This is a genomic window from Streptomyces sp. NPDC042371, assembly GCF_056437465.1.
Map to the genome: position 1 here is coordinate 818,777 of NZ_JBWKAP010000003.1, position 20,099 is coordinate 838,875.

A 20,099-nucleotide genomic window follows, 5' to 3' on the forward strand; every position below is an offset into this window, starting at 1 on the left:
GAGGCCATGAGCAGACTCCCGGAATCAGAGGCGTCGTACGACAGACGCAGATTGAACCAGTGGTTAGCCGGACGGGCCCGCGCCGGAGGGGTGGGGCGCCGCGACATGCTGAAGCTGGCCGTCGCCGCGGGCCTGGTCTCCGCGGTACCGGCAGGCCTGTCGATGGCCCCGGCGGCCGCGGCGGAAGGGGGCGCGGCGGAGGGGGGCATCGTCAAGCCCCTGCCGCCGGAGTGGTTCATCGTCCACGGCACGAACGCGGAGGCCCGCTTCGAAGCGTTCGCGGACACCGGCTTCACCACCCCGGCCTCCCGCTTCTTCGTCCGCAACCACACGAAGACCCCCCTCGTCGACGCGGCGGCCTGGAAGCTGAACATCTGGGGCGACGGGCTGACGGGCGGCGCGCGGGAGTTCACCCTCGCGGACCTCAGGCGCTTCAAGCCGGTGACCCGCACCGCGTTCGTCGAGTGCGCGGGCAATGCGCGGAACTTCTTCAAGACGCAGCAGGGCCAGGCGGGCTCGGGCACCCCGTGGACCATGGGCGCGATCGGCACGGCCCACTGGCGTGGGGCACGCCTCTCCGACGTCCTGCGCAAGGCGGGTCTCTCCGGCCGGACGGTGGACATCATGCCGCGCGGCCTCGACGACGAGTACGTCACGTCGAACGGCACGAACTACGGCCGTGTGCGCCGCCCCATGCCGATCTCCAAGGCGCTGGACGACGTCATCCTCGCGTATGAGATGAACGGCGAGCCGCTGCCCCCCGACCACGGGTATCCGGTGCGCCTCCTCGCCCCCTCCTGGGTGGGCATCTCCTCGATCAAGTGGCTGGGCGACATCGAGGTCTCCACCACGCCGCTCTACTCGCCCTGGAACACGGACTTCTACCGCCTCTACGGAGAGGCCTATCCGCCCGAGGGCAGCGCTCCGCTGACCCGGCAGACCCTGAAGTCGGCCTTCGAGCTCCCGCTGAACGCGACCCTGTCCGCGCACACCCGGCACCGGCTCACGGGCCGCGCCTGGTCGGCCGAGGGAGCGATCACCCGGGTCGAGGTGAGCACGGACGGCGGCGCGTCCTGGCGGGGGGCGCGGCTGCACGACCCCGGGCGGCGAGGCTCCTGGACCCGCTGGTCGGCCCCGTGGAAGCCCGGCAAGGCGGGCCCTGCCGAGCTCCTCTCCCGTGCCACGGACTCCACGGGCCGGACCCAGCCGGAGACGACCGTGTTCAACACCCAGGGGTATCTGTTCGACGCGGTGGTGAGGCACGCGGTGACGGTGAGCGCCTGAGGTTCTGGCCCATGGCCCCTGGCCCCGGCACCTCACCCGGCGGCCGCCGCCCACCGTTCGTACGCGGCGGCCGCCACGGCCAGGTCCTCCCAGGCCATCCCCGCCGACTTGAACAGCCGGGGCCGCCCTTCCCCGGCCCGCACCTCGCCCCTGACCAGGGCGTCCAGCGTGTGCAGCCGCGCCATGTCGAAGGCTCCCTCGGCGGCGGCGAGGACCAGGTCGCCGCACTCCCGCGCCGCCACCGAGCGGGACTCCGCCACCACCGTGGCGCGGCCCACGAGAGCGGCGTCGACCTCGCGGGCGTCCGGCTCGTGGGAGCCGACCGCGGCGACCGTGGCGTGGTCGGGCAGCAGGGAGCTGTCGAAGAGGGGTTCGCGGGCCGTGGTGCAGCAGCAGACCACGTCCGCGCGGGCCACGGCGTCCGCCGTCGCCGCGGACGCCGAGAGGCCCGCGGCACGGCAGCGGGCGACGAAGTCCGCCATCCGGCCCTTGTGCCGCGCGACCACGTCGACGTGGCGCAGCCCCGGACGCACCGCCCGCACCGCCTCCACGTGCCCCCACGCCTGCGGCCCGGTCCCGAAGACGACGAGCCGCCCGGTGTCCGGTACCGCCAGCTGGCCGACGGCCACCCCGGACACGGCCGGGGTGCGCAGTGACGTCAGCGCGATGCCGTCCAGGAGGGCCAGCGGTGTGTGGGTCTCGCCGTCCAGGAGGAGGTACAGGCCCTGGACGCGGGGGAGGCCGCGGTCCGCGTTGCCCGGTGTGACCGTGGCGACCTTCACGCCCGCGTACGACGCCGTGGCCGACGGCATCATCAGCAGCTGGCCGCCGGGCACGTCCACGACGCCGCGGTCCGGCTCCGCCGCGGGGTCGAGCCCGGCGGCGAGGACGGCCTCCAGCGCGTCGATCGCGGCGGACATGGGGACGAGGCGTTCGACGGCTCCGGCATCGAGGTGGTGCATATCAGGACAACCTTCCACGCAAGCGTTAAATTGCACTGGCAGTGGCTGCAGTGCGTCCTGGCCTCTATGCCCCCGGACCGCTCCGGAAAGGCACACCGTGACAGAGAACGACACCACCGGACCGGGCTACGGCGTCCACTCCGAGGTCGGCAGGCTCCGCAAGGTCCTGGTCTGCGCGCCCGGGCTCGCCCACCGCCGCCTGACCCCGACCAACTCCGCCGACCTGCTCTTCGACGACGTGATGTGGGTGGAGAACGCCCAGCGCGACCACGCCGACTTCGTCGACAAGCTCAGGCAGCGCGGTGTCGAGGTCGTCGAGCTGCACGACCTGCTCGCGCAGACCGTGGGCGTCCCCGGCGCCAGGGACTGGCTCCTAGAGCGGAAGATCACCGCGAATCAGGTCGGGTTCGGACTCATGGACGACACCCGCGCCTTCCTGGAGACGCTGGAGCCGCAAAAGCTCGCCGAATACCTGATCGGCGGCCTGGCCACCACGGACCTGCCGGACGAGTTCCGCTCCGACTACGTCGCGCTCGTCCGCGAGTCCACCGGCGCGGGCGAATACCTGATGCCACCGCTGCCGAACACCCTCTACACCCGCGACACCACGTGCTGGCTGTACGGCGGCGTGACCCTGAACCCGCTCTACTGGCCCGCCCGGCACGACGAGACGCTGCTGATGAAGGCGGTCTACCAGTTCCACCCCGACTTCACCGGCTCCACCGTCTGGTGGGGCGACCCCGAACTCGACTGGGGCCAGGCGGCCTTCGAGGGCGGCGACATCATGCCCGTCGGCAACGGCGTCGTCCTCATGGGCATGAGCGAACGCACCTCCCGCCAGGCCATCACCCAGGTCGCCGCCGCGCTGTTCGACAAGGGCGCGGCCGACCGGATCGTCGTCGCGGGCATGCCCAGACTGCGCGCCGCGATGCACCTCGACACCGTGTTCACCTTCGCCGACCGCGACATCGTCACCCTCTACCCGAAGATCATGGACGCCGTACACACGTTCACGCTCCGCCCCGGCGACGGCCCCGCCGGGGTCTCGATCACCGACGAGGGATCACGCACGTTCGTCGACGTCGTCACCAAGGCGCTCGGACTCTCCTCGATGCGGGTGATCGAGACCGGGGGAGACGTCTACGCGTCGGAGCGCCAGCAGTGGGACAGCGGCAACAACGCCGTCGCCCTGGAGCCGGGCGTGGTCTTCACGTACGACCGCAACACCCAGACCAACACCCTGCTGCGCAAGGCAGGCGTAGAGGTCATCACGATCGTCGGCGCCGAGCTGGGGCGCGGCCGCGGCGGCGGCCACTGCATGACGTGCCCGCTGATCCGGGACGCCGTCGCCTTCTGAGGCTCCGGCCCTGTGACACGATCATTCGCATGAGCGCATGGATGCACCGGGCCCCACGATGGACCGTTGCCCTGGTGTGGCTCTACGTCGCCGTGCTGCTCCTGGTCGGAGCCGCATCGCACTTCACCGACCTCCTGCGAGGTGGGATCTACACGTACGACTGGGCTCCGGACTGGCTGAACGTCTACTGGGCTTCGCTGACGGTCTTCGACACGGCAGCGGCCCTGCTTTTGCTGCTCGGGCGTCGGTCGGGAACCGATCTGACGTGCGGAATCATGCTGACCGACCTGTGTGCCAACTGGTATGCGGTGTACGAACTCCAGCAGGGTGGGTTCGCCGACCATCCAGGGCTTCAACGTCTCACCTTTTTCACGCTGTTCGTCTTGGTCACCGCGCCGTTCGTGCGTGGCCGTCTCGATAGGCACGGTTAGTGGTCGTCCCGGCCTCGAGACCGCGGACGAACCGGATGAACTGTGCGGCGGTCGAGTTGCTGTAGAACTGCCGGGTGGTCACCTTGGGCAGGTTCGACTCCCGCATGTCGGCGAGGGCCTTGATGACCAGGAGCGAATTGCCGCCGAGCTCGAAGAAGTTGTCTGCGGGCCGCACGTCCGTGTTGAGGAGCCGACTCCAGATGCGGAGAATCTCCGTGGCGACATCGCTGTCGGCGCCGACGGCCGGGGACGGCTCCTGAGCGTCACGTTCCGCCGGGACGCGTTCCGGGGCCGGGAGCCGCGCGCTGTCCAGCTTGCCGTTGAGAGTGAGGGGGATCGAGGGCACCTCGGTGAGGGTGGCGGGCACCATGTAGTCGGGCAGGATCCGACGGGCCCCCGCGAGGACCTCCCGCAAGTCGCTGCCCGTGGCGCTGACGACGTAGGCGTCGATACGGTTGTCGGCGGGGTCGGCGAGGTCGTGCTGATGCACCACAACGGCTGCCGCGCTGACGGCGGGATCGGCGAGCAGCACCGAGCGGATCTCGTCCAGCTCGATGCGGTGGCCGCGTATTTTGACCTGGCTGTCCAGCCTGCCGAGGTGGTCGAGACGGCCGTCCGGCCGCAACCGGCCCTTGTCACCGCTGCGGTACAGGCGTTCGCCCGTGGTGGCGTCGGTGATGAACCTTTCCGCCGTCAGCTCCGGGCGGCCCAAGTAGTGGCTGGCCACTCCGGCGCCGCCCACATAGACCTCCCCGGCCGGTCCCGGCGGGAGGAGCCGTCCGTGCTCGTCGCGGACCGAGACCGACCAGCCGGGAAGGGCCCGCCCGACCGACCGGGACCCTGCGGCGACATGGCTCGGTGTGATCGTCTCGGCGGTGACGTGCACGGTGGTCTCGGTGATGCCGAACATGTTCACCAGGCGGCACCGGCTGGGGGAGTGGCGGGAGAACCAAGGGTTCAGCATCCGTACGTCGAGCGGCTCGCCCCCGAAGACGACCAGGCGGACAGCGAGTTCGCGAGGGCGGTAGCCATCGGCGCGGATCAGTTGGGAGAAGGCCGACGGGGTCTGGTTGACCACGGTGACCTGCTGCTGGGAGAGCAGTTCGTGGAAATCGTCGGTGTCCCGGGTCACCCAGTACGGCACCACGACGAGACGGCCCCCGGTGAGCAGGCAGCCCCAGATCTCCCAGACGGAGAAGTCGAACGCGCTGGAGTGGAAGAACGTCCAGACGTCGGTGGCGTCCAGTGCGAAGTCCGCAGCGGTGGCAGCGATCAGGGACAGCAGATTGCGATGAGGGACCGCGACACCCTTGGGGCGCCCGGTCGACCCGGAGGTGTAGATCACGTAGGCGGTCGAATCGCCGTCAGCGGAGAGCGACGTGGCCTGCGGCGCGGCTGTGGTGCCCAGCGTGCGGAGATCGCGAGGGCTGATCACCCGCAGGCCCTCGATCACGGGGAACTGCCCGGCGGAGCCGATGACGACACCGAGCCCGGCATCCTCGGCCGTGTATCGCAGTCGCTCCTGCGGATAGCGCACGTCCATCGGCACGTAGGCGCATCCGGCCTTGAGCACGGCGAGCAGCGCGGGCACGAGGGTGGCATCGCGGTCGAGGAAGACGCCGATCCGGCCGCCGGGTGCGAAACCCAGTGAGCGCAGCCCCTGCGCCAGCAGTTCTGCCTCCTCGTTCAGGCGGCGGTAGGTGAACTCCTCGTCGCCGACCGTCAGGGCGACGGTGTCCGGCTGCTGGGCGGCCACCTGCTCGAAGTGGCGGTGGATCTGCCTGTGCTCGATCCGTCCGTCGGCGGGCGAGGGCGTGCCGGCACCTCCCAGACGCAGTACGTCCGCGGCTCCGGCGTCGGGCATGAGCTGGACAGTCGAGAGCTCGTCGGCGTCTGGGCCGTCGGCGAGCTGTGCCGCGACGTGGGTGAGGTGCTCGCAGAACTGCGCGGCGATGCGCGCGTCCACCATTGCCGGGTCGAAGGAGCAACTGCCGGTGACGGAGCCGTCGGGCTGCCGCTCTCCGTGGAGGGTGAGGGGGAACACCGGAGCCAGGCAGGGGCGGTACTGCCGCCCGGGCCCGGCCTCGCTCAACTCTACGCCGACCGCGGGAAGCACGCGTGCGGCGGAAGGCGTTGGCGCGCTGTCGAACTGTGCCAGGAAGTCGGCACGGCCTTGTGCCCCGTGAGCCTTGGCGGTGTGCACGAGCACCGTGCCGTGCGTGCTGTCGTCCCCCGCGCCGAGCCTCCCGATCTCGACGCTGTCGTCCGCTTCGTACCGGGCGAGTGTGAGTGCGGCGGCCGCAGTCAGGAGCCGGGCCGCCGGAACAGCCGTGGCGGGCAGAGCGAAAGGAAGCGGCTCCGGGGCAGCCGGGCCGTGCGGGTCGCCGAACCCCCAGGAGGGCGCGGGGCGAGCCGGGTCGGCGCCGAGGTCGGCGGCCGCGGTCACCGGTGTGATCTTCCCTGCTGCCACGGGTCCTTCAAACAGGAGCGCCACGACCTGGTTCAGCGTCGCCCGCGGAACCGCCGAGCGGGCCGCCACGAGAACGAGGTCGGTGAGCCCGTCCGCGTACCGCAGGAGAACGGCGCGCAGTGGGAAGCCGCCGTAGCCCACTGGGCGCAGTGCCTCGCGGCGCGCCCGGTCCTGGGCCGTGGGCGCGTGGGACGGGGCGGGTACGGCTGTCTCCCACAGGCGCACGTTGCGCAGCGAGGGCTGCAGCCGGGCGCCCTCGGCCAGTCGGCTGTGGGCGGTTGCCGAGTCGAGTGGGTGCGCGGAGCGGGCCACGAGGCTGTGGCAGCCGTTGGGCCGCCGCTGGGCGGGGCCCGGCGGCGTAGTCGTCGGGAGGGGCGCGGCGGGCTGGAACGGGGCCGTGTTCATGGGCGGCCTCCTGTCAGTGGTGGCGTCAGGGATGGGGGCGAGGGGGCGGAGCCGGTCACCGGGCGGTGAACCCGCCGTCGACGGTCAGCACGCTGCCCGTGACCTGGCGGGAGTCGTCCCCGGCAAGCCACAGGGCCGCTCCTGCGATGTCGGGCGGCTCGATCAGGGAGTTCATGGGCTGGTCCCGCATGAAGATCTGCTCGTGCCCGTCCACGGGCACGTCGAGACAGCGGGCGATCTCTGAAAGCATCCGGCCCTCCACCGTCGGGTCGTCGCGGACCGAGCCGGGGCACAGCGCGTTGACCCGTACCCGATAGGGGGCATAGTCCAGGGCGGTGGCCTTGGTGAGCCCGATGAGCCCGTGCTTGGCGGCGACGTACCCCGCGAAGTGCCGGTAGCCGACGGTACCCGCGGTGGACGCCACGTTGATGATGCTGCCGGACTGTCGTCGCACCATGGACGGCGCGACCGCCTTCGTCATCCGCCAGGCACCCGACAGGTCCGTGTCGAGCATCAGCGACCACTCGGCCTCGGATATGTCGTGTGCGGTCTTACCCGAAGGCGCTGCGATGCCCGCGTTGTTGACGAGTACGTCCACTGCCCCGAACCGCTCCAGCGCGTCGTCCGCCACCGCCTCGGTCTGCTCCGGGTCGCGCACATCGACGGCGGCGGTGACCACGGCGCTGCCGCCGCGCTCGCACAACTGCGCCGTCTGGGCCAGCTGCTCATGTGAACCCAGCGGGTACGGAACTCCGTCCAGGTCCTCGGCGATGTCGAGGAGCAGCAGATCGGCGCCCTCAGCGGCGAACCGGACGGCGCAGGCGCGGCCAAGCCCTCGTGCCGCGCCGGTGATGACAACGGTCTTGCCCTTCAGCAGCATGCCGTTTCCTTCTCTCTTCCGGAAGTCTGTAGAGGTCAGCAGTCGGCGGCGGTGCGCAGCAGCAACTCGGGAGAGTCCGCCAAGTACATGTGACCGCCGGGCAGTTCGCGGTATTCGAAGGCGCCGCGGGTGGCCTCGCGCCACTGCTGGGCCTGCTCGCCGGAGACGAGGGTGTCCTCGGTTCCCCGCAGCGAGGTGACCGGGGTGGCCAGCGGTTCGTGGTTGGACGGCTGGTAGTTCTCGTGCATGGCCACATCGGCCCGCAGCAGCGGCAGGAGCAGCTCCCGCAGGTCGGGGTCGTCGAAGGCCTCGTGCCTGTACCCGGCGAACTCCCTCACCCGACCGAGGAATTCCGCGTCGTCGAGGCCGGTGGCCCGCTCGGCGCGACCGTTCCAAGGGCCGGGCGAGCCGCTGACGACCAGCTGGCGAAGGGCCGGGGCACCCATGCGTTCCATCTCCCGGGCGACTTCGTAGGCCAGTACCGCCCCCAGGCTGTGCCCGAACAGCACGATCGGAGGCCCGTCCGCGCAGGCTTCGAGTGCACGGGGCGCCAACGTCGCGGCGGCCTGGGCCACGTCCTGGAACGGGTCGTCGAGGAACATCTCCTCGCGGCCCGGCAACTGGAGCGGAACCACCCGCGCGCCGTGGGAGGGAAGGTCCTTCCAGGCGCGGTAGAAACCGGCACCACTTCCGGCGAAGGGCAGGCAGACCAGCGAGAACGGTGTTGTCGACATGCTTTCCTCAGACTTGTGCGGCCGCGGCCCGGCGGGCCGCTCGGCGGGGGACGGCGAGTGGGAGGCGGTCAGGCGGAGGTGAGGGACGCCTCGGCGCGCACGACCAGGCCCGCGCGCAGCGTGGCGAGGGCCCGCTCGACGCTGCGCCGGGCGGTTGCCGCGTCCGGGCCGGTACAGATCACGTGACCGAGGCGGTCACGGAAGGAGTTGGTGAGCTCCACGGCATCGCCCGGGGACGTCGTCACGGCACATGCCGCGACATCGGGCAGCGCCCGTATCTCCGACAGGTCGGGCGTGGCGGCGACGGTGCCCTCGGTCGGGGCGAAGAGGAAACGGATGGCGGCGTGTCCCGTGGCCGGTACGACTCCGGGCAGCGGCTGACCGGCCGCCCGTGCGATCACCGCGTCGACCAGGTCCACACCGGTGGCCAGTTCGATCATCGCGGGGATCATGCCGCCCGCCAGCCGGGGATTGACCTCGACGATCACGGGCCCGCGCCGCCCGAGACGCACCTCGGTGTGGGCCGCGCCCCAGCCCAGGCCGAGTGCGGCGACGGCCCGGAGGGCCGTCTCGCCGAGGAGGGCTCCGTCCTGCTCCTGGTGGGCGGTGGCCGCGAAGTCGTGGCCCGTCTCGACGAAATGGGGTTCGGGGCCCAGATGTTTGCGGACCACGCCGACCACCGTGCGGTCGAAGGTCTCGACGGAGAACTCCGGTCCGTCGATGTACTCCTCGACCAGGATCCTTCCCCCCGTGCTGGCCAGGAGGCCGTCCGCCCACTGCCGCACCTCATCGGGACTGTCGCAGCGGCGCACACCGACCGAGCCGGAGCCCGCGACCGGCTTGACCACCACCGGCAACCCGATGAGCTCGGCGGCACGGACCGCTCCGGCGGCATCGTCGGCGCCCTGGTAGGCGGGAACACCCACGCGGGCCCCGGCGAGCGCGTCGCGCTGCTGCTCCTTGTCGCGGCATCGGGCCACCGCGGCGGCGTCGGGGTGGGGCAGGCCGAGTGCGTCCGCGGCCGCGGCAGCGGTGGCCATGAAGTACTCGGAGCTGGAGGTGACCCCGACCGGCCCGCTGCCGGCGAGTCGGCGGCAGGCGTTCAGTACGGCATCGCGGTCGGCGGTGTCCAGCACCTGGAAGTCGACGGCGTCCTGGGCCAGATAGGGGTAGCGCGCGGGGTCGCGGGTCAGTACGACGGGGCGCAGGCCTCGGTTGCGGGCGGCCGCACAGAAGAGGCGGCCGGTGCCGGTGGTGTTGCTCTCCACCAGGGCAAGCCAGGTCTTTCGGGGCGTGTCGTTCATCGGCTCGCTTCCGTGATCAGGTGGTACACGCTGTCCTCCAACGTCCCTGCTGCGTGACCGAGTTGGCTGCGCATCCGTTGGTTCCAGGTGAAGTGGTCGTTCAGCGCCGCGTGCGCGGAGGCGAAGGCGGCGTCGAACGCACCGGGACCGCCGCCCTGGCTCAGGGCCGCCACGGCCGCGGCCGGAGAGATGTCCTCGCCCACCTCCGGCGGCACACCGGCGGGCAGGTCGATTCCGTCCAGTGCCGTCCCGCCCTCGTCCGCCGCCCGCCGTACGGCGTCGCCGACGAGATGGTGCGCGGAGCGGAACGGGACGCCCGCGCGTACCAGACGGTTGGCCAGCGCCGTCGCGGTCACGAAGCCTTCGCGGGCGCACTCCTCCATCCGGCCGGGCACCGGCCGGGCACCGCCGACGAGGGACTGGCACAACTGCACCGACTCGGAGACCGCCGACAGGCCGGGCCAGGCGGCGCCCACCGCCTCCGAGCTCACCTCGATAGTGTTGGTGAACGGCGTGGACTTCATCGCCCCCGCCACCGCGGTCCAGGCACCCACGGCCAGGCCCGCCTTGGCCTTGACGTACTCCAGCAGGAACGCGTTGCGCTTCTGCGGCATCGCCGAACTGCCGCCGACCAGACGGTCGGGGAAGGTCACAAACCCGAACTCCGCACTGCTCCAGAGCTGCATATCCGTGGCGAGGCGGCTCAAGGTGAGCCCCAGACCGCTGACCGCGGCCAGCAGGCGGAGCACGACGTCCCTGCTGGCCACCGCGTCCACCGCGTGCACGGCGGGGCCCTCGAAGCCGAGCAGCACCGCGGTGCGCGCCGAGTCGATCGGCAGGTCGCACCCGGCCACCGCCCCCGCGCCGAGCGGGCAGCGCTCAAGGCCGGTCAGGCTCTGCCGGACCGCCGTGATGTCCCGCCCCAACGCGCATGCCACCCCGTTGAGGTAGTAGCCGTACGTGACGGGCATGGCGGCCTGGAAGTGGGTGTGAATGGGCATCACCACATCGCGATGGGCCCGCGCCCGTGCCAGCAGCACCGCTTCGAGGCGCACGGCGTCGGAGAGGAACTCCAGCGCCCACGTGCGCAGCCGCATGGCCGTCGCGGTGGCCTTCAGGTCATTGCGGGAGCGGCCCGTGTGCAGCCTGCCGCCGATGTCCCGGCCGAGCTGCCGCGCCAGGAACTCCTCGTACATCAGATACACACCGCGAGGCGCGGGCAGGTCCCGCAGTTCGGCGAAGCCGTCCGCGCGCAGCTCCACGATGCGCCGCAGCAGCGCGGCGGCACTCGGCCCGTCGATCAGGCCCTGCTCCGCCAGCATCACCACATGGGCCAGGTCGATCTCGGTGGTCAGGGAGAGGTCGTCGGCCAGGGCCTGCGGGGTCAGTTCGCCGTACACCAGGCGCTGGGTCCGCAGCCCGACGGTGGCCGTCAGTCGCCCCATGGCGCTCATCGAGACACCTCCGCCGCGCGGTGGCCGGACGCGGAGAGCACCGAGGCGTAGTCCCTGCGCCCCCAGCGGTACCAGCTCCACCCGTCGCCCGCCTGCGAAGGGTCGGTGACCTCGACCGGTCCGGCGGGCGGCCCGGACAGCCGCAGCCCCTGCTCGGTGATCCAGGCGTCGTCGTAGACCGTCTCCAGATACCGGTAGCCCTCGTCGGGGAGCATCACCACACACTGGGCGTCGGGGTGCCGAGTCGCCCAATGCCGGGCCGCGAGCAGGGCCGCTCCACTGGTGGGGCCCTGGAACAGAGCGTGCCGACGGTGCGCCCAGCGGGTGGTGGAGTACGCCTCCTGCGCGGTGCACCAGTGCACCTCGTCGAATATCGAATGGTCGAGGTTGGGCGGCATCAGGCTGTTGCCGAGCCCACGCAGCTGCCGCTCCCCGTCGGGCTGGCCGAATAGCATGCTGCGGTGGGTGTCGACACCGATCGCCGTGGTGTGCGGGGTGCTCTCGCGCAGCGCCCGCACGGTGCCGCACATCGAGCCGCCGGACCCCACAGGGCCCACCACGCAGTCGACCTGGCCCAGCACCGCGGACAGGTGATCGGCCACGGCCGCGTACGACGTGGGGTTGTCGGGGTTGGAGTACTGCTCCGGGCAGAAGGTGTCGGGCATCCGCTGCCGCAGCGCGTTCAGCCTCTCGAGCCGGGCTCCCTGGAAGCCGCCGTGCCGCGCGGGCTGCTCGACGATGTCGACCTCGGCACCCAGATCGGTCAGTCGGCAGTGCAGATTGCGGTCGATGACCGGGTCGCTGACCAGCACGAGGCGGCGGTCCATCAGCGCGGCCTGCATGGCGAGGGCGAGGCCGAAGGTCCCCGAGGTGGTCTCCACGATCACCGTGTCCGGTTCCAGGTCACCCCGCTCCCGGGCCCGGCGCAGGATGTAGCGCGCGGGGACCAGCTTCATCAGGGTGAAGACCGCGCCGTAGAGGTTGTCGCCGAGTCGGACGACTTTCGGCAGGAGTCTGGCCTCGGTGATGTCCTGGAAGGTGTCAGCGGTCACGGTCATGTGGTGGTGCTCCTGTTTCCGTACGTTGCGGCCAGCCGCTTGTTGACGACCTCGCCGATGGCAGCCAAGGGGGCGGGCTCCGTCATCCCCATGTGTCCGGCGTTGACGAGGTGTTCCTTGATGCGGCCGGTGGTGTGCCGCTGCCACGACCCGGTGGCCGAACGGCCCTCGGACAGATCGTGGGCCGCGGTGAAGAACAGCAGGTCCGTGGGGACGACGCCGGGGGAGTACTCGTGCAGCAGCCGTGTGTTGTTGGCCCCGGAGTCGACGAGCGCCTCCAGCGTGGACCGGTCCTGCCCGGCCGCCGCGCCGCCCGCATCGCCGAGCAGGTCGAGCACGGCCCGGCGCCGGGGCGGCCGCATGCCCAACGCCCCCAGATCGTGGCCGAGATGGCGGGCCAGCTCCGTCAGGATGCCCTCCTCGGCCTCGTGCGGGTCCGTGGGCGGCAGCGCGGCCGCCGGATAGGAGTCGAGCATCGCCAGCAGAGCTACCTGCTGCCCCTGGCGTTGTAGTTCCTCGGCGATGGCGTACGCCGCCACCCCGCCGAAGGACCAGCCGAGGAGGTTGTAGGGGCCCTCGGGCTGGATCCGGCGGATCTGGGCGAGGTAGTCGTCGACCAGCTCGGCCATGTCCCGGGGCTGGGCGCCGGGTTCGGCGATGCCCCGGCTCTGCAGCGCGTACAGCGGGTGCTGGCGGTCGATGTGCTCGGTCAGCCCGATGTAGGACCAGCTGATGCCGATGCCCGGATGGACGCAGAACAGCGGCGGCCCCTCTCCGCCCTCGCGAAGCGGCAGCAGGACACCGAGATCCGTGGACCGCTGACCGGCGCCGAGCCGTTCACAGAGCTGGGCGACCGTCGCCCCCTCGTACAGGGTGCGCAGGTCCACCTCGGTGTCCAGCGTGCTCCGGATGCGGCGGACGAGACGGGCCGCCAGGAGCGACTGGCCGCCCAGCTCGAAGAAGTTGTCGTCGAGGCCCACCTCGGACTCGGGCACGTCAAGGAGCTCGGAGAACAGCCCGCACAGGACCTTCTCCCGCTCCGTGCGCGCAGGGCGGCGCGTCCGTGCGGGGGCGGCCGCGACCACTGGGCCGTCCGGGGCCGCCTCGGCCGTGGGCAGCAGGGCCAGGGCCGCGCGCACCTGCTGATCGCAGGTGTCGGCCAGCTCCGCCACCGGGCGGTCGGTGTCGGCTGCGACCTGGTCGAGGAGCGCGGTGAGCAGGTCGATCAGCGCCCCGACCGACTCCGGAGTGAACACGCCGGGCCGGTAGTCGGCCCGCAGGTGCAGCCGCTCGCCCGGAGTCACGAGGAGGGCCAGCGGATAGTGCGCCCCGTCGCGCACATCAGGCTCGCCGAAGCGCAGGGCGGCGTCCGCCGACGGCAGCGCCTCCGCGTCGAAGGGGTAGTTCTCGAAGGCGAGCACGGTGTCGAAGAGGGTGGGGTGGCCGCTGAGTTGGTGGATGTCGACGAGGCTGAGGTGGTGGTGGGCCATCAGGGATGCCTGCTGGTCCTGGAGACGCTTGAGGAGGTGGGCGGCTGATTCCTGCGGGTCGAGCCGGACGCGCACAGGAACGGTGTTGATGAACAGGCCGACGATGCCTTCGACGCCGGGCAGCTCGGGCGGACGCCCGGAGACCGTCGCTCCGAACACGACATCCTGGCGGCCCGTCAGGCGCGAGAGCAGCAGCCCCCATACGCCCTGGACCAGAGTGTTCACCGTAAGACCGAGGCCTCGTGCACGGTCGGTGAGCCGGCGGGTCAACTCCGGTGCCAGCTCGGCCATGACCTTCTCGGCGTGGACGGCTTCACCGCCCGCGGGCAGAGCCGCCAGACGGGTGGGGCCGTGCACCCCGTCGAGCGCGTGGTGCCACGCCTGCCGGGCGGCGGCCCGGTCCTGCTGACCGAGCCAGGCCAAGTAGTCCTGATACGGCTTGGCCTGCGGCAACCCCGGCTCGGCGGACCCCGTCGACTCAGCCGCGTACAGCGTGAACAGCTCCTGCAGCAGCAGCGGCGTCGACCAGCCGTCCAGCAACACGTGATGGTTGGTCAGGACGACGTGCCACTCCTGCGGCCCGAGCCTGATCACGGTGAAGCGCAGCAGCGGCGGACGCGACAGGTCGAAGCGCCGGGTCCGGTCCTCGTCGAGCAGCCGCTCAAGACGCGCGGCGCGCTCCGGTCCTGCCAGGCCGCGCAGATCGTGCTCGGCCCACGGCACCTCGGCGTTGGCCACGATGACCTGGACCAGCTCCGCCTCGCCGGTCTCGCAGAACGCGGCGCGTAGCGCGCTGTGCCGGGCGAGCAGCGCTGCCGCGGCCCGCCGCATCGCCTGTGGATCCAGCGGCCCGCTCAGCGGCAGATTGATCTGGACGGTGTAGACATCGGGTCCCTCTAGGTCGTACTGCGCGTGGAAGAGCAGTCCTTCTTGCAGGGGTGCGAGGGAGCACACGTCCGTGAGTCCCGGATACGACACCGTCAGCCGGTCCAGATTCTCCTGGCCGATGCGCACCAGGGGCATGTCCGAGGGCGTGTGGCCACCGGATCCAGGCCGTCGGGCGTGGTCGGCCAGCGCACGCAGCGCCGCGAACCACATCCGTCCAAGACCGTCGACCTCCTCCAAGGACAGCAGGCCGCCGGGCCAGGTCCACGTAGCGGTCAGCCGCGGCCCGTGCGCCTCCTCGGTCACGACGGAGTCGACGGTCAGAGCGTGGGCCAGGGGCCGGTCCGTGTCGCCGTCGGGTACCGTGAAGCCGCTGTCGAGACCCCACCCGTCGGCGGCGCCGGTCGCGGCCACCCGCCCCAGGTAGTTGAAGCACAGCTGCGGGGGCGCGGCCGAAAGCCGCGCCCGCGTGCCGGGGTTGAGGTGGCGAAGCAGACCGAAGCCGAGACCCTTGCCCGGTATCGCACGCAACTGTTCCTTGACGCGCTTGAGCGCCCTGCCCAGCTCCTCACCTCGGGGGTCGAGGTCCTCCCAGCCGGTGAGGCCGGGGTCAACATGGGCGGGGTAGAGACTGCTGAACCAGCCCACCGTGCGCGACACATCGGCCCCGCCCACGGCTTCCTCCGTACGGCCGTGCCCTTCCAGGTCGATGAGCAGTCCGGTGCCCGCCGCCTGGCCGCGGGTGCGACGCCACTGCTCGACGGCGAGCGCGAGGCCGGTCAGCAGCACCTCGTCGGCTCCCGCGTGGAAGGCCGGTGCCACGTCCGCGAGGAGCGCCGCACTGGTGTCGGCGTCGAGGGTCATCGACAGGGTCCGCGCCGCGCCGAGCACGTCCACGGACGGGTCGCGGTCCCGCTGGCCGAGCCACGGGTCTGGGCAGGCGAGCACCTCCTGCCAACGGTCGGCCTCGGCGACGTGGTCGGGGTGCGACGCGAGGGTGCCGAGGCGCTGGGACCAGCGTCGGAACGACGTCCCCACGGAGTTCAGCTCAGGCTTCGCCCCCTGCCGCAGGGCCGTGACCGCCGCGATGACGTCGGAGACCAGGATGCGCCACGAGACGCCGTCCACGACCAAGTGGTGGGCGACCAGTAGCAGTTGACCCGGTCGCTCCGGTCCGGCGTTGAGCAGGACGGCGGAGAGCATCGCCCCGTCCCTAGGGGAAAGCCGCTCGCGCGCGGCGACCGCTGCGCGCGCCAGTTCCCCGGTGAGGTTCTCCGCGTCCAGGTGCCCGGCCGCAAGGGCGTGCAGGCAGTCCTCGGCGCGGACGGCACCGGGTGGCGGAACCTGGAAGGTCCACGCGGCGCCGTTCCTGGAGTCGTCCAGGCGGGCCCGGAGCATGTCGTGGCGGTCGAGCACCGCCTGGAGTGCGGCGGCGACGGTGGCGGTGTCGAGCCCGGCGGGCGTGTGCAGCAGAACCGACTGGTGGAAGCCGTCGACGGGGCCGCCGTTCTCCCGCAGCCACTCCACGATGGGCGTGGCAGGGACCTCGCCGTACGCCGCGTCATCGGGTTCCTTCTCCGAACCGTCCACCGTGTCCGAGACGGCGGCCAGGGACGCGGGCGTGCCGTGCCGGAAGACGTGGTGGGCGGAGACTGCGAGGCCAGCACGGCGGGCGCGGCTGGCCAGCTGGATGGACAGAATGCTGTCGCCGCCCAGATCGAAGAAGTTGTCCTCGGCGCCGACCTGTTCGAGGCCGAGCAGATCTGCGAACAGGGCGCACAGCAGCTCTTCGCGCGGAGTGCGCGGCGCGACGGCGGTGCCGGAGGGCGAGAGGTCCGGGGTGGGCAGCGCCCGGTGGTCAACCTTGCCGTTGGCGGTCAGCGGGAGCCGGTCGAGCGGTACGAGCACCGACGGCACCATGTAGTCCGGGAGCTGGGCGGCAAGCCGAGAGCGGACGCCGTCCAGGTCGAGTTCCCTGTCGAGCGAGGGTGACTGCGGGACCACGTAGCCCACCAGCCGCTTGCCGACGTGGGCGTCCCCGGTGACCGCCACCGCGGCCTGTGCGACGCCGGGCTGCTGTGCGAGGGCGCCCTCGACCTCGCCGAGTTCGATGCGGAAGCCGCGGACCTTGACCTGGTGGTCGGTGCGGCCCAGGTAGTGCAGCCGACCGTCACCGTCCCAGCGGACCAGGTCGCCGGTGCGGTACATCCGGCCACCCACGGGGCCGAAGGGGTCGGCGACGAAGCGCTGCGCGGTGAGCGCGGGATCGTTGACGTAGCCCTGGGCAAGCCCGGCCCCCGCAACGAACAGCTCACCCGGCACCCCGACGGGGACGGGGCGCAGCGCGGAGTCAAGGACGTAGACGCGCGTACCGTCCAGCGGGCGGCCGATGGGCACGGTGGCCGAAGGCTCGTCGGTCCGTGCGATCCGGTGGGACGTGGCGAAGGTGGTGGTCTCGGTGGGTCCGTAGCCGTTGACGACGGTCAGCCCGGGGCACGCGCGGTGCACGCGGTGCACCGCGACCGGGGACACGGCGTCCCCGCCCGTCCACAGCTCCCGCAGCCGGCCGAAGCACTCGGGATCTTCCTCGGCCAGCACCCGGAACAGCCCGGCCGTCACCCACATCGCCGTCACGCCGTGGTCGTGCGTCAGCCGTCGGACGGCCGGAGCGTCCAGCTGTCCCGGAGGAGCGACGACGATCTCACCGCCGCGGGCCAACGGCGCCCACAGCTCGTATGTGGCGGCATCGAATGAGTGCGGCGAGTGCAGCAGCACCCGCGCGTGGGCGTCGCCCCAACGGTGGTCGACCGCGAGATCCGCCACGTCACGGTGGCGGGTGGCCACTCCCTTGGGCACACCGGTCGAGCCGGAGGTGTACATGACGTAGGCGAGTTGATCCGGGTGCAGCGAGATCCCGGGATCCGCGGCCGAAAGGCCGGACAGCTCAAGCGTCTCCACGGCGACGACATCGACGTCGCGGTCTGTCCCGTCCGTCAGCTCCGCCGCCAGCGCGTCGCGTGCCGCGGAGTCCGTCAGGAGCAACGAGCAGCCCGTATCGGCCAGTACGTGCCGACGTCGCGCGGACGGGAAGCCTGGGTGCATCGGCACGTAGGCGCCCCCGGCCTTGAGCACGCTAAGCAGCGTCACCACGAGCTCCGCCGAGCGCTCCATCTGCACCGCCACCGGAGCCCCGGTGCGCACGCCCCGCCGGACGAGCCAGTCGGCGAGTTGGTTCGCGCGCCCGTTCAGCTCGGCATACGACAGCACGGTTCCCGCGTCCGTGACGGCCACGGCATCAGGGGTCCGCTCGGCCCACGCCTCGACGAGGTCGACGACGCTCGCCGCTCCGGCCCTGCTACCCGTTTCGTTCCACTCGACGACCATGCGGCGGGTCTCCTCGGGTGCGAGCAGCTCGAACGCGCTCAGCGGCGTCCGCGGAGCTGCGGCCGCCTGTTCGAGGATCCGCGTCAGCCAGCCGACCATCCGCTCCGCCGTCTCCCGCTCGAAGACGTCGGTGGAGAATTCGAGGACGCCCTCGACCCCGTCCGGCCTGCCTTCCTGAGTGAAGCGCTCGCCCAGATCGAGGGTGAGATCGAACTTCGCCGTGCGCACCTCCACCGGCTCCGCCTCGACGCGCAGCCCCGGCAGGGACAGCCGGGCCTCACCCGCGTTCTGCAGGACGAGCATCACCTGGAACAGCGGACTCCTGGCCACGGTACGACTCGGCCGCAGGACCTCGACCAGCCGCTCGAACGGGAGGTCCTGATGCGCGTAGGCGGACAGGCCCGCATCCCGTGCCCGGCCGAGCAGCGTGCGGAACGAGGGATCCCCCGAGGTGTCCGTCCGCATGACCAGAGTGTTCACGAAGAAGCCGACCAGGTCGTCGAGTGCGTCGTCCGTACGCCCGGCGATGGCCGATCCGACAGGTATGTCGTCGCCCGCGCCGAGCCGGGTGAGGAGGGTGGCGAGGGCGCTCTGCAGGACCATGTACAGGGTGGCGCCGTTGTCGCGGGCCAGGGTGGTCAGCTGCTGGTGCAGGTCCGGGGCGATAGTCAGGGGGACGGTGGCGCCCTGGTTGGTGGCGCGGGCCGGGCGGGCGAAGTCGTAGGGGAGGGCGAGGTCTTCGGGAAGATCGGCGAGGGCGTTGGTCCAGTAGGCGAGCTGTTGGTGGGCCAGGCTGCTGGGGTCGCTCTCGTCGCCCAGGAGTTGGCGTTGCCACAGGGTGTAGTCGGCGTACTGGACCGGGAGGGGTTCCCAGCGGGGCGCGGCGTGCCGGGTGCGGGCGGTGTAGGCGGTGGCCAGGTCGCGAGCCAGCGGGGCCAGCGACCACCCGTCGCTAGCGATGTGATGCACCAGCACCATCAACACATGGGCAGAGCGCTCTCCTTGGCCCCCTTCCGCCACGGACCGCGCCGCGGAGGAGTCCAAGGAGAACAGCGCGGCACGGATCGGGATCTCGGTCGCCAGGGCGAAGGGGCGATGGCCGAACTCGGCAAGCCGTGCCGCGAGTTCGGCCGTGCTCGACTCGACGACCGGCAGCCCGACCCGGGCCTGCCGCGCGGCGAGGATCTGCTGGAAAGGCTCGCCATCCTTGCTGGGAAAGAGCGTGCGCAGGCTTTCGTGCCGCTCGATCACATCGTTGAGCGCTGCCTCCAGGGCCGCGTGGTCGACAGTGCCGTGCATGCGCAGGGCGAGCGGCACGTTGTACGTGGAGCCGGGACCTTCCATCTGGTCCAGCAGCCACAACCGACGTTGGCCAAACGACAGGGGAATCATTCTGCTACCTCCGGCCTGGGCATGGGACGCAGGGCAGGCCTGACCTGCTTGCCCGCCTCCAGCCACACCCCGGCTGCGGCGATCGTGGGGTTCTCGAAGAACGCCTGGATGTTGATTTCGGTTTGGAGCTCGGTGCGGATGCGGCTGGTGAGGCGGGTGGCGAGGAGTGAGTGGCCGCCGTGGTCGAAGAAGTTGTCGTCGATGCCGATGGTGTCGGTGTCGAGGATCTCGGCGAAGAGGCGGCAGAGGGTGTGCTCGCGGGGCGTGCGCGGCGGCCGTGTCGTGGTTGTGGTCGGCGCGGTGGGCCGGGGCAGGGCCTTGCGGTCGAGCTTGCCGTTGGCGGTCAGCGGCAGCCCGTCGAGGGACATCAGGACCGACGGAACCATGTGGTCCGGGAGCCGGGCGGCCAACCGGGTGCGTACGTCGTCGATGTCCAAAGGGGACGACCCCGGCGCCGCGACCACATAGCCGACGAGCCGTGCGCCACCCGGCGCGTCGCCGGTGGCAGTGACGGTGACCGCGGCTTGGGTGATGTGGGGGTGTTGGGTGAGGGTGGTTTCGATTTCGCCGAGTTCGATGCGGTGGCCGCGGATTTTGACTTGGTGGTCG

12 protein-coding genes are annotated in these 20,099 nt (G+C 71.5%); 3 read left to right on the plus strand and 9 right to left on the minus strand.

Annotated elements, in window-relative coordinates; translation table 11 throughout:
* Positions 1-6: 6 nt before the first annotated feature.
* A complete protein-coding gene (locus tag AC068B_RS13010; RefSeq protein WP_478671218.1) occupies positions 7-1,284 on the plus strand; it encodes a sulfite oxidase in 1,278 nt (425 codons plus the stop codon).
* A 32-nt stretch (positions 1,285-1,316) separates the two neighbouring features.
* Here the strand turns inward: AC068B_RS13010 and AC068B_RS13015 are convergent, their stop codons facing one another.
* Positions 1,317-2,246 (minus strand): ornithine cyclodeaminase family protein, encoded by a 930-nt coding sequence (locus AC068B_RS13015; RefSeq protein WP_478671219.1) that lies wholly within the window; start codon positions 2,244-2,246, stop codon positions 1,317-1,319.
* A 97-nt stretch (positions 2,247-2,343) separates the two neighbouring features.
* Between AC068B_RS13015 and AC068B_RS13020 the strand changes: the two genes are divergently transcribed.
* Complete coding sequence (locus AC068B_RS13020) at positions 2,344-3,603, plus strand: arginine deiminase (protein ID WP_478671221.1); 1,260 nt, start codon at positions 2,344-2,346, stop codon at positions 3,601-3,603.
* Between the two features lie 29 nt (positions 3,604-3,632).
* Positions 3,633-4,034, plus strand: coding sequence for a hypothetical protein (locus AC068B_RS13025; protein ID WP_478671223.1), 402 nt, complete (start codon positions 3,633-3,635; stop codon positions 4,032-4,034).
* Here AC068B_RS13025 and AC068B_RS13030 read toward each other — a convergent pair.
* From AC068B_RS13030 to AC068B_RS13065, 8 genes are all read right to left on the minus strand, one after another.
* Entirely contained in the window at positions 3,991-6,909 is a 2,919-nt protein-coding gene (locus tag AC068B_RS13030) for a non-ribosomal peptide synthetase (protein WP_478671224.1), read from the minus strand. The genes AC068B_RS13025 and AC068B_RS13030 overlap by 44 nt on opposite strands.
* Before the next feature lie 55 nt (positions 6,910-6,964).
* On the minus strand, positions 6,965-7,789 hold the full coding sequence (locus tag AC068B_RS13035) for an SDR family oxidoreductase (RefSeq protein ID WP_478671227.1): 825 nt from the start codon (positions 7,787-7,789) through the stop codon (positions 6,965-6,967).
* Positions 7,790-7,824: 35 nt separating this feature from the next.
* Complete coding sequence (locus AC068B_RS13040; protein ID WP_478671228.1) at positions 7,825-8,523, minus strand: thioesterase II family protein; 699 nt, start codon at positions 8,521-8,523, stop codon at positions 7,825-7,827.
* Between the two features lie 68 nt (positions 8,524-8,591).
* Positions 8,592-9,827: an ATP-grasp domain-containing protein gene (locus AC068B_RS13045; protein WP_478671230.1), complete on the minus strand. Its 1,236-nt coding sequence runs from the start codon at positions 9,825-9,827 to the stop codon at positions 8,592-8,594.
* Positions 9,824-11,281, minus strand: a complete 1,458-nt coding sequence (gene argH, locus AC068B_RS13050; protein ID WP_478671232.1) for an argininosuccinate lyase — start codon at positions 11,279-11,281, stop codon at positions 9,824-9,826. Before argH ends, AC068B_RS13045 begins: the two co-directional genes overlap by 4 nt.
* On the minus strand, positions 11,278-12,339 hold the full coding sequence (locus AC068B_RS13055; protein ID WP_478671233.1) for a cysteine synthase family protein: 1,062 nt from the start codon (positions 12,337-12,339) through the stop codon (positions 11,278-11,280). The genes argH and AC068B_RS13055 overlap by 4 nt, the downstream gene beginning before the upstream one ends.
* Positions 12,336-19,442, minus strand: a complete 7,107-nt coding sequence (locus AC068B_RS13060; RefSeq protein ID WP_478671235.1) for an amino acid adenylation domain-containing protein — start codon at positions 19,440-19,442, stop codon at positions 12,336-12,338. The genes AC068B_RS13055 and AC068B_RS13060 overlap by 4 nt, the downstream gene beginning before the upstream one ends.
* A gap of 44 nt (positions 19,443-19,486) precedes the next feature.
* The coding region (locus tag AC068B_RS13065) for a phosphopantetheine-binding protein (RefSeq protein ID WP_478671236.1) at positions 19,487-20,099 on the minus strand (613 nt) is incomplete at its 5' end.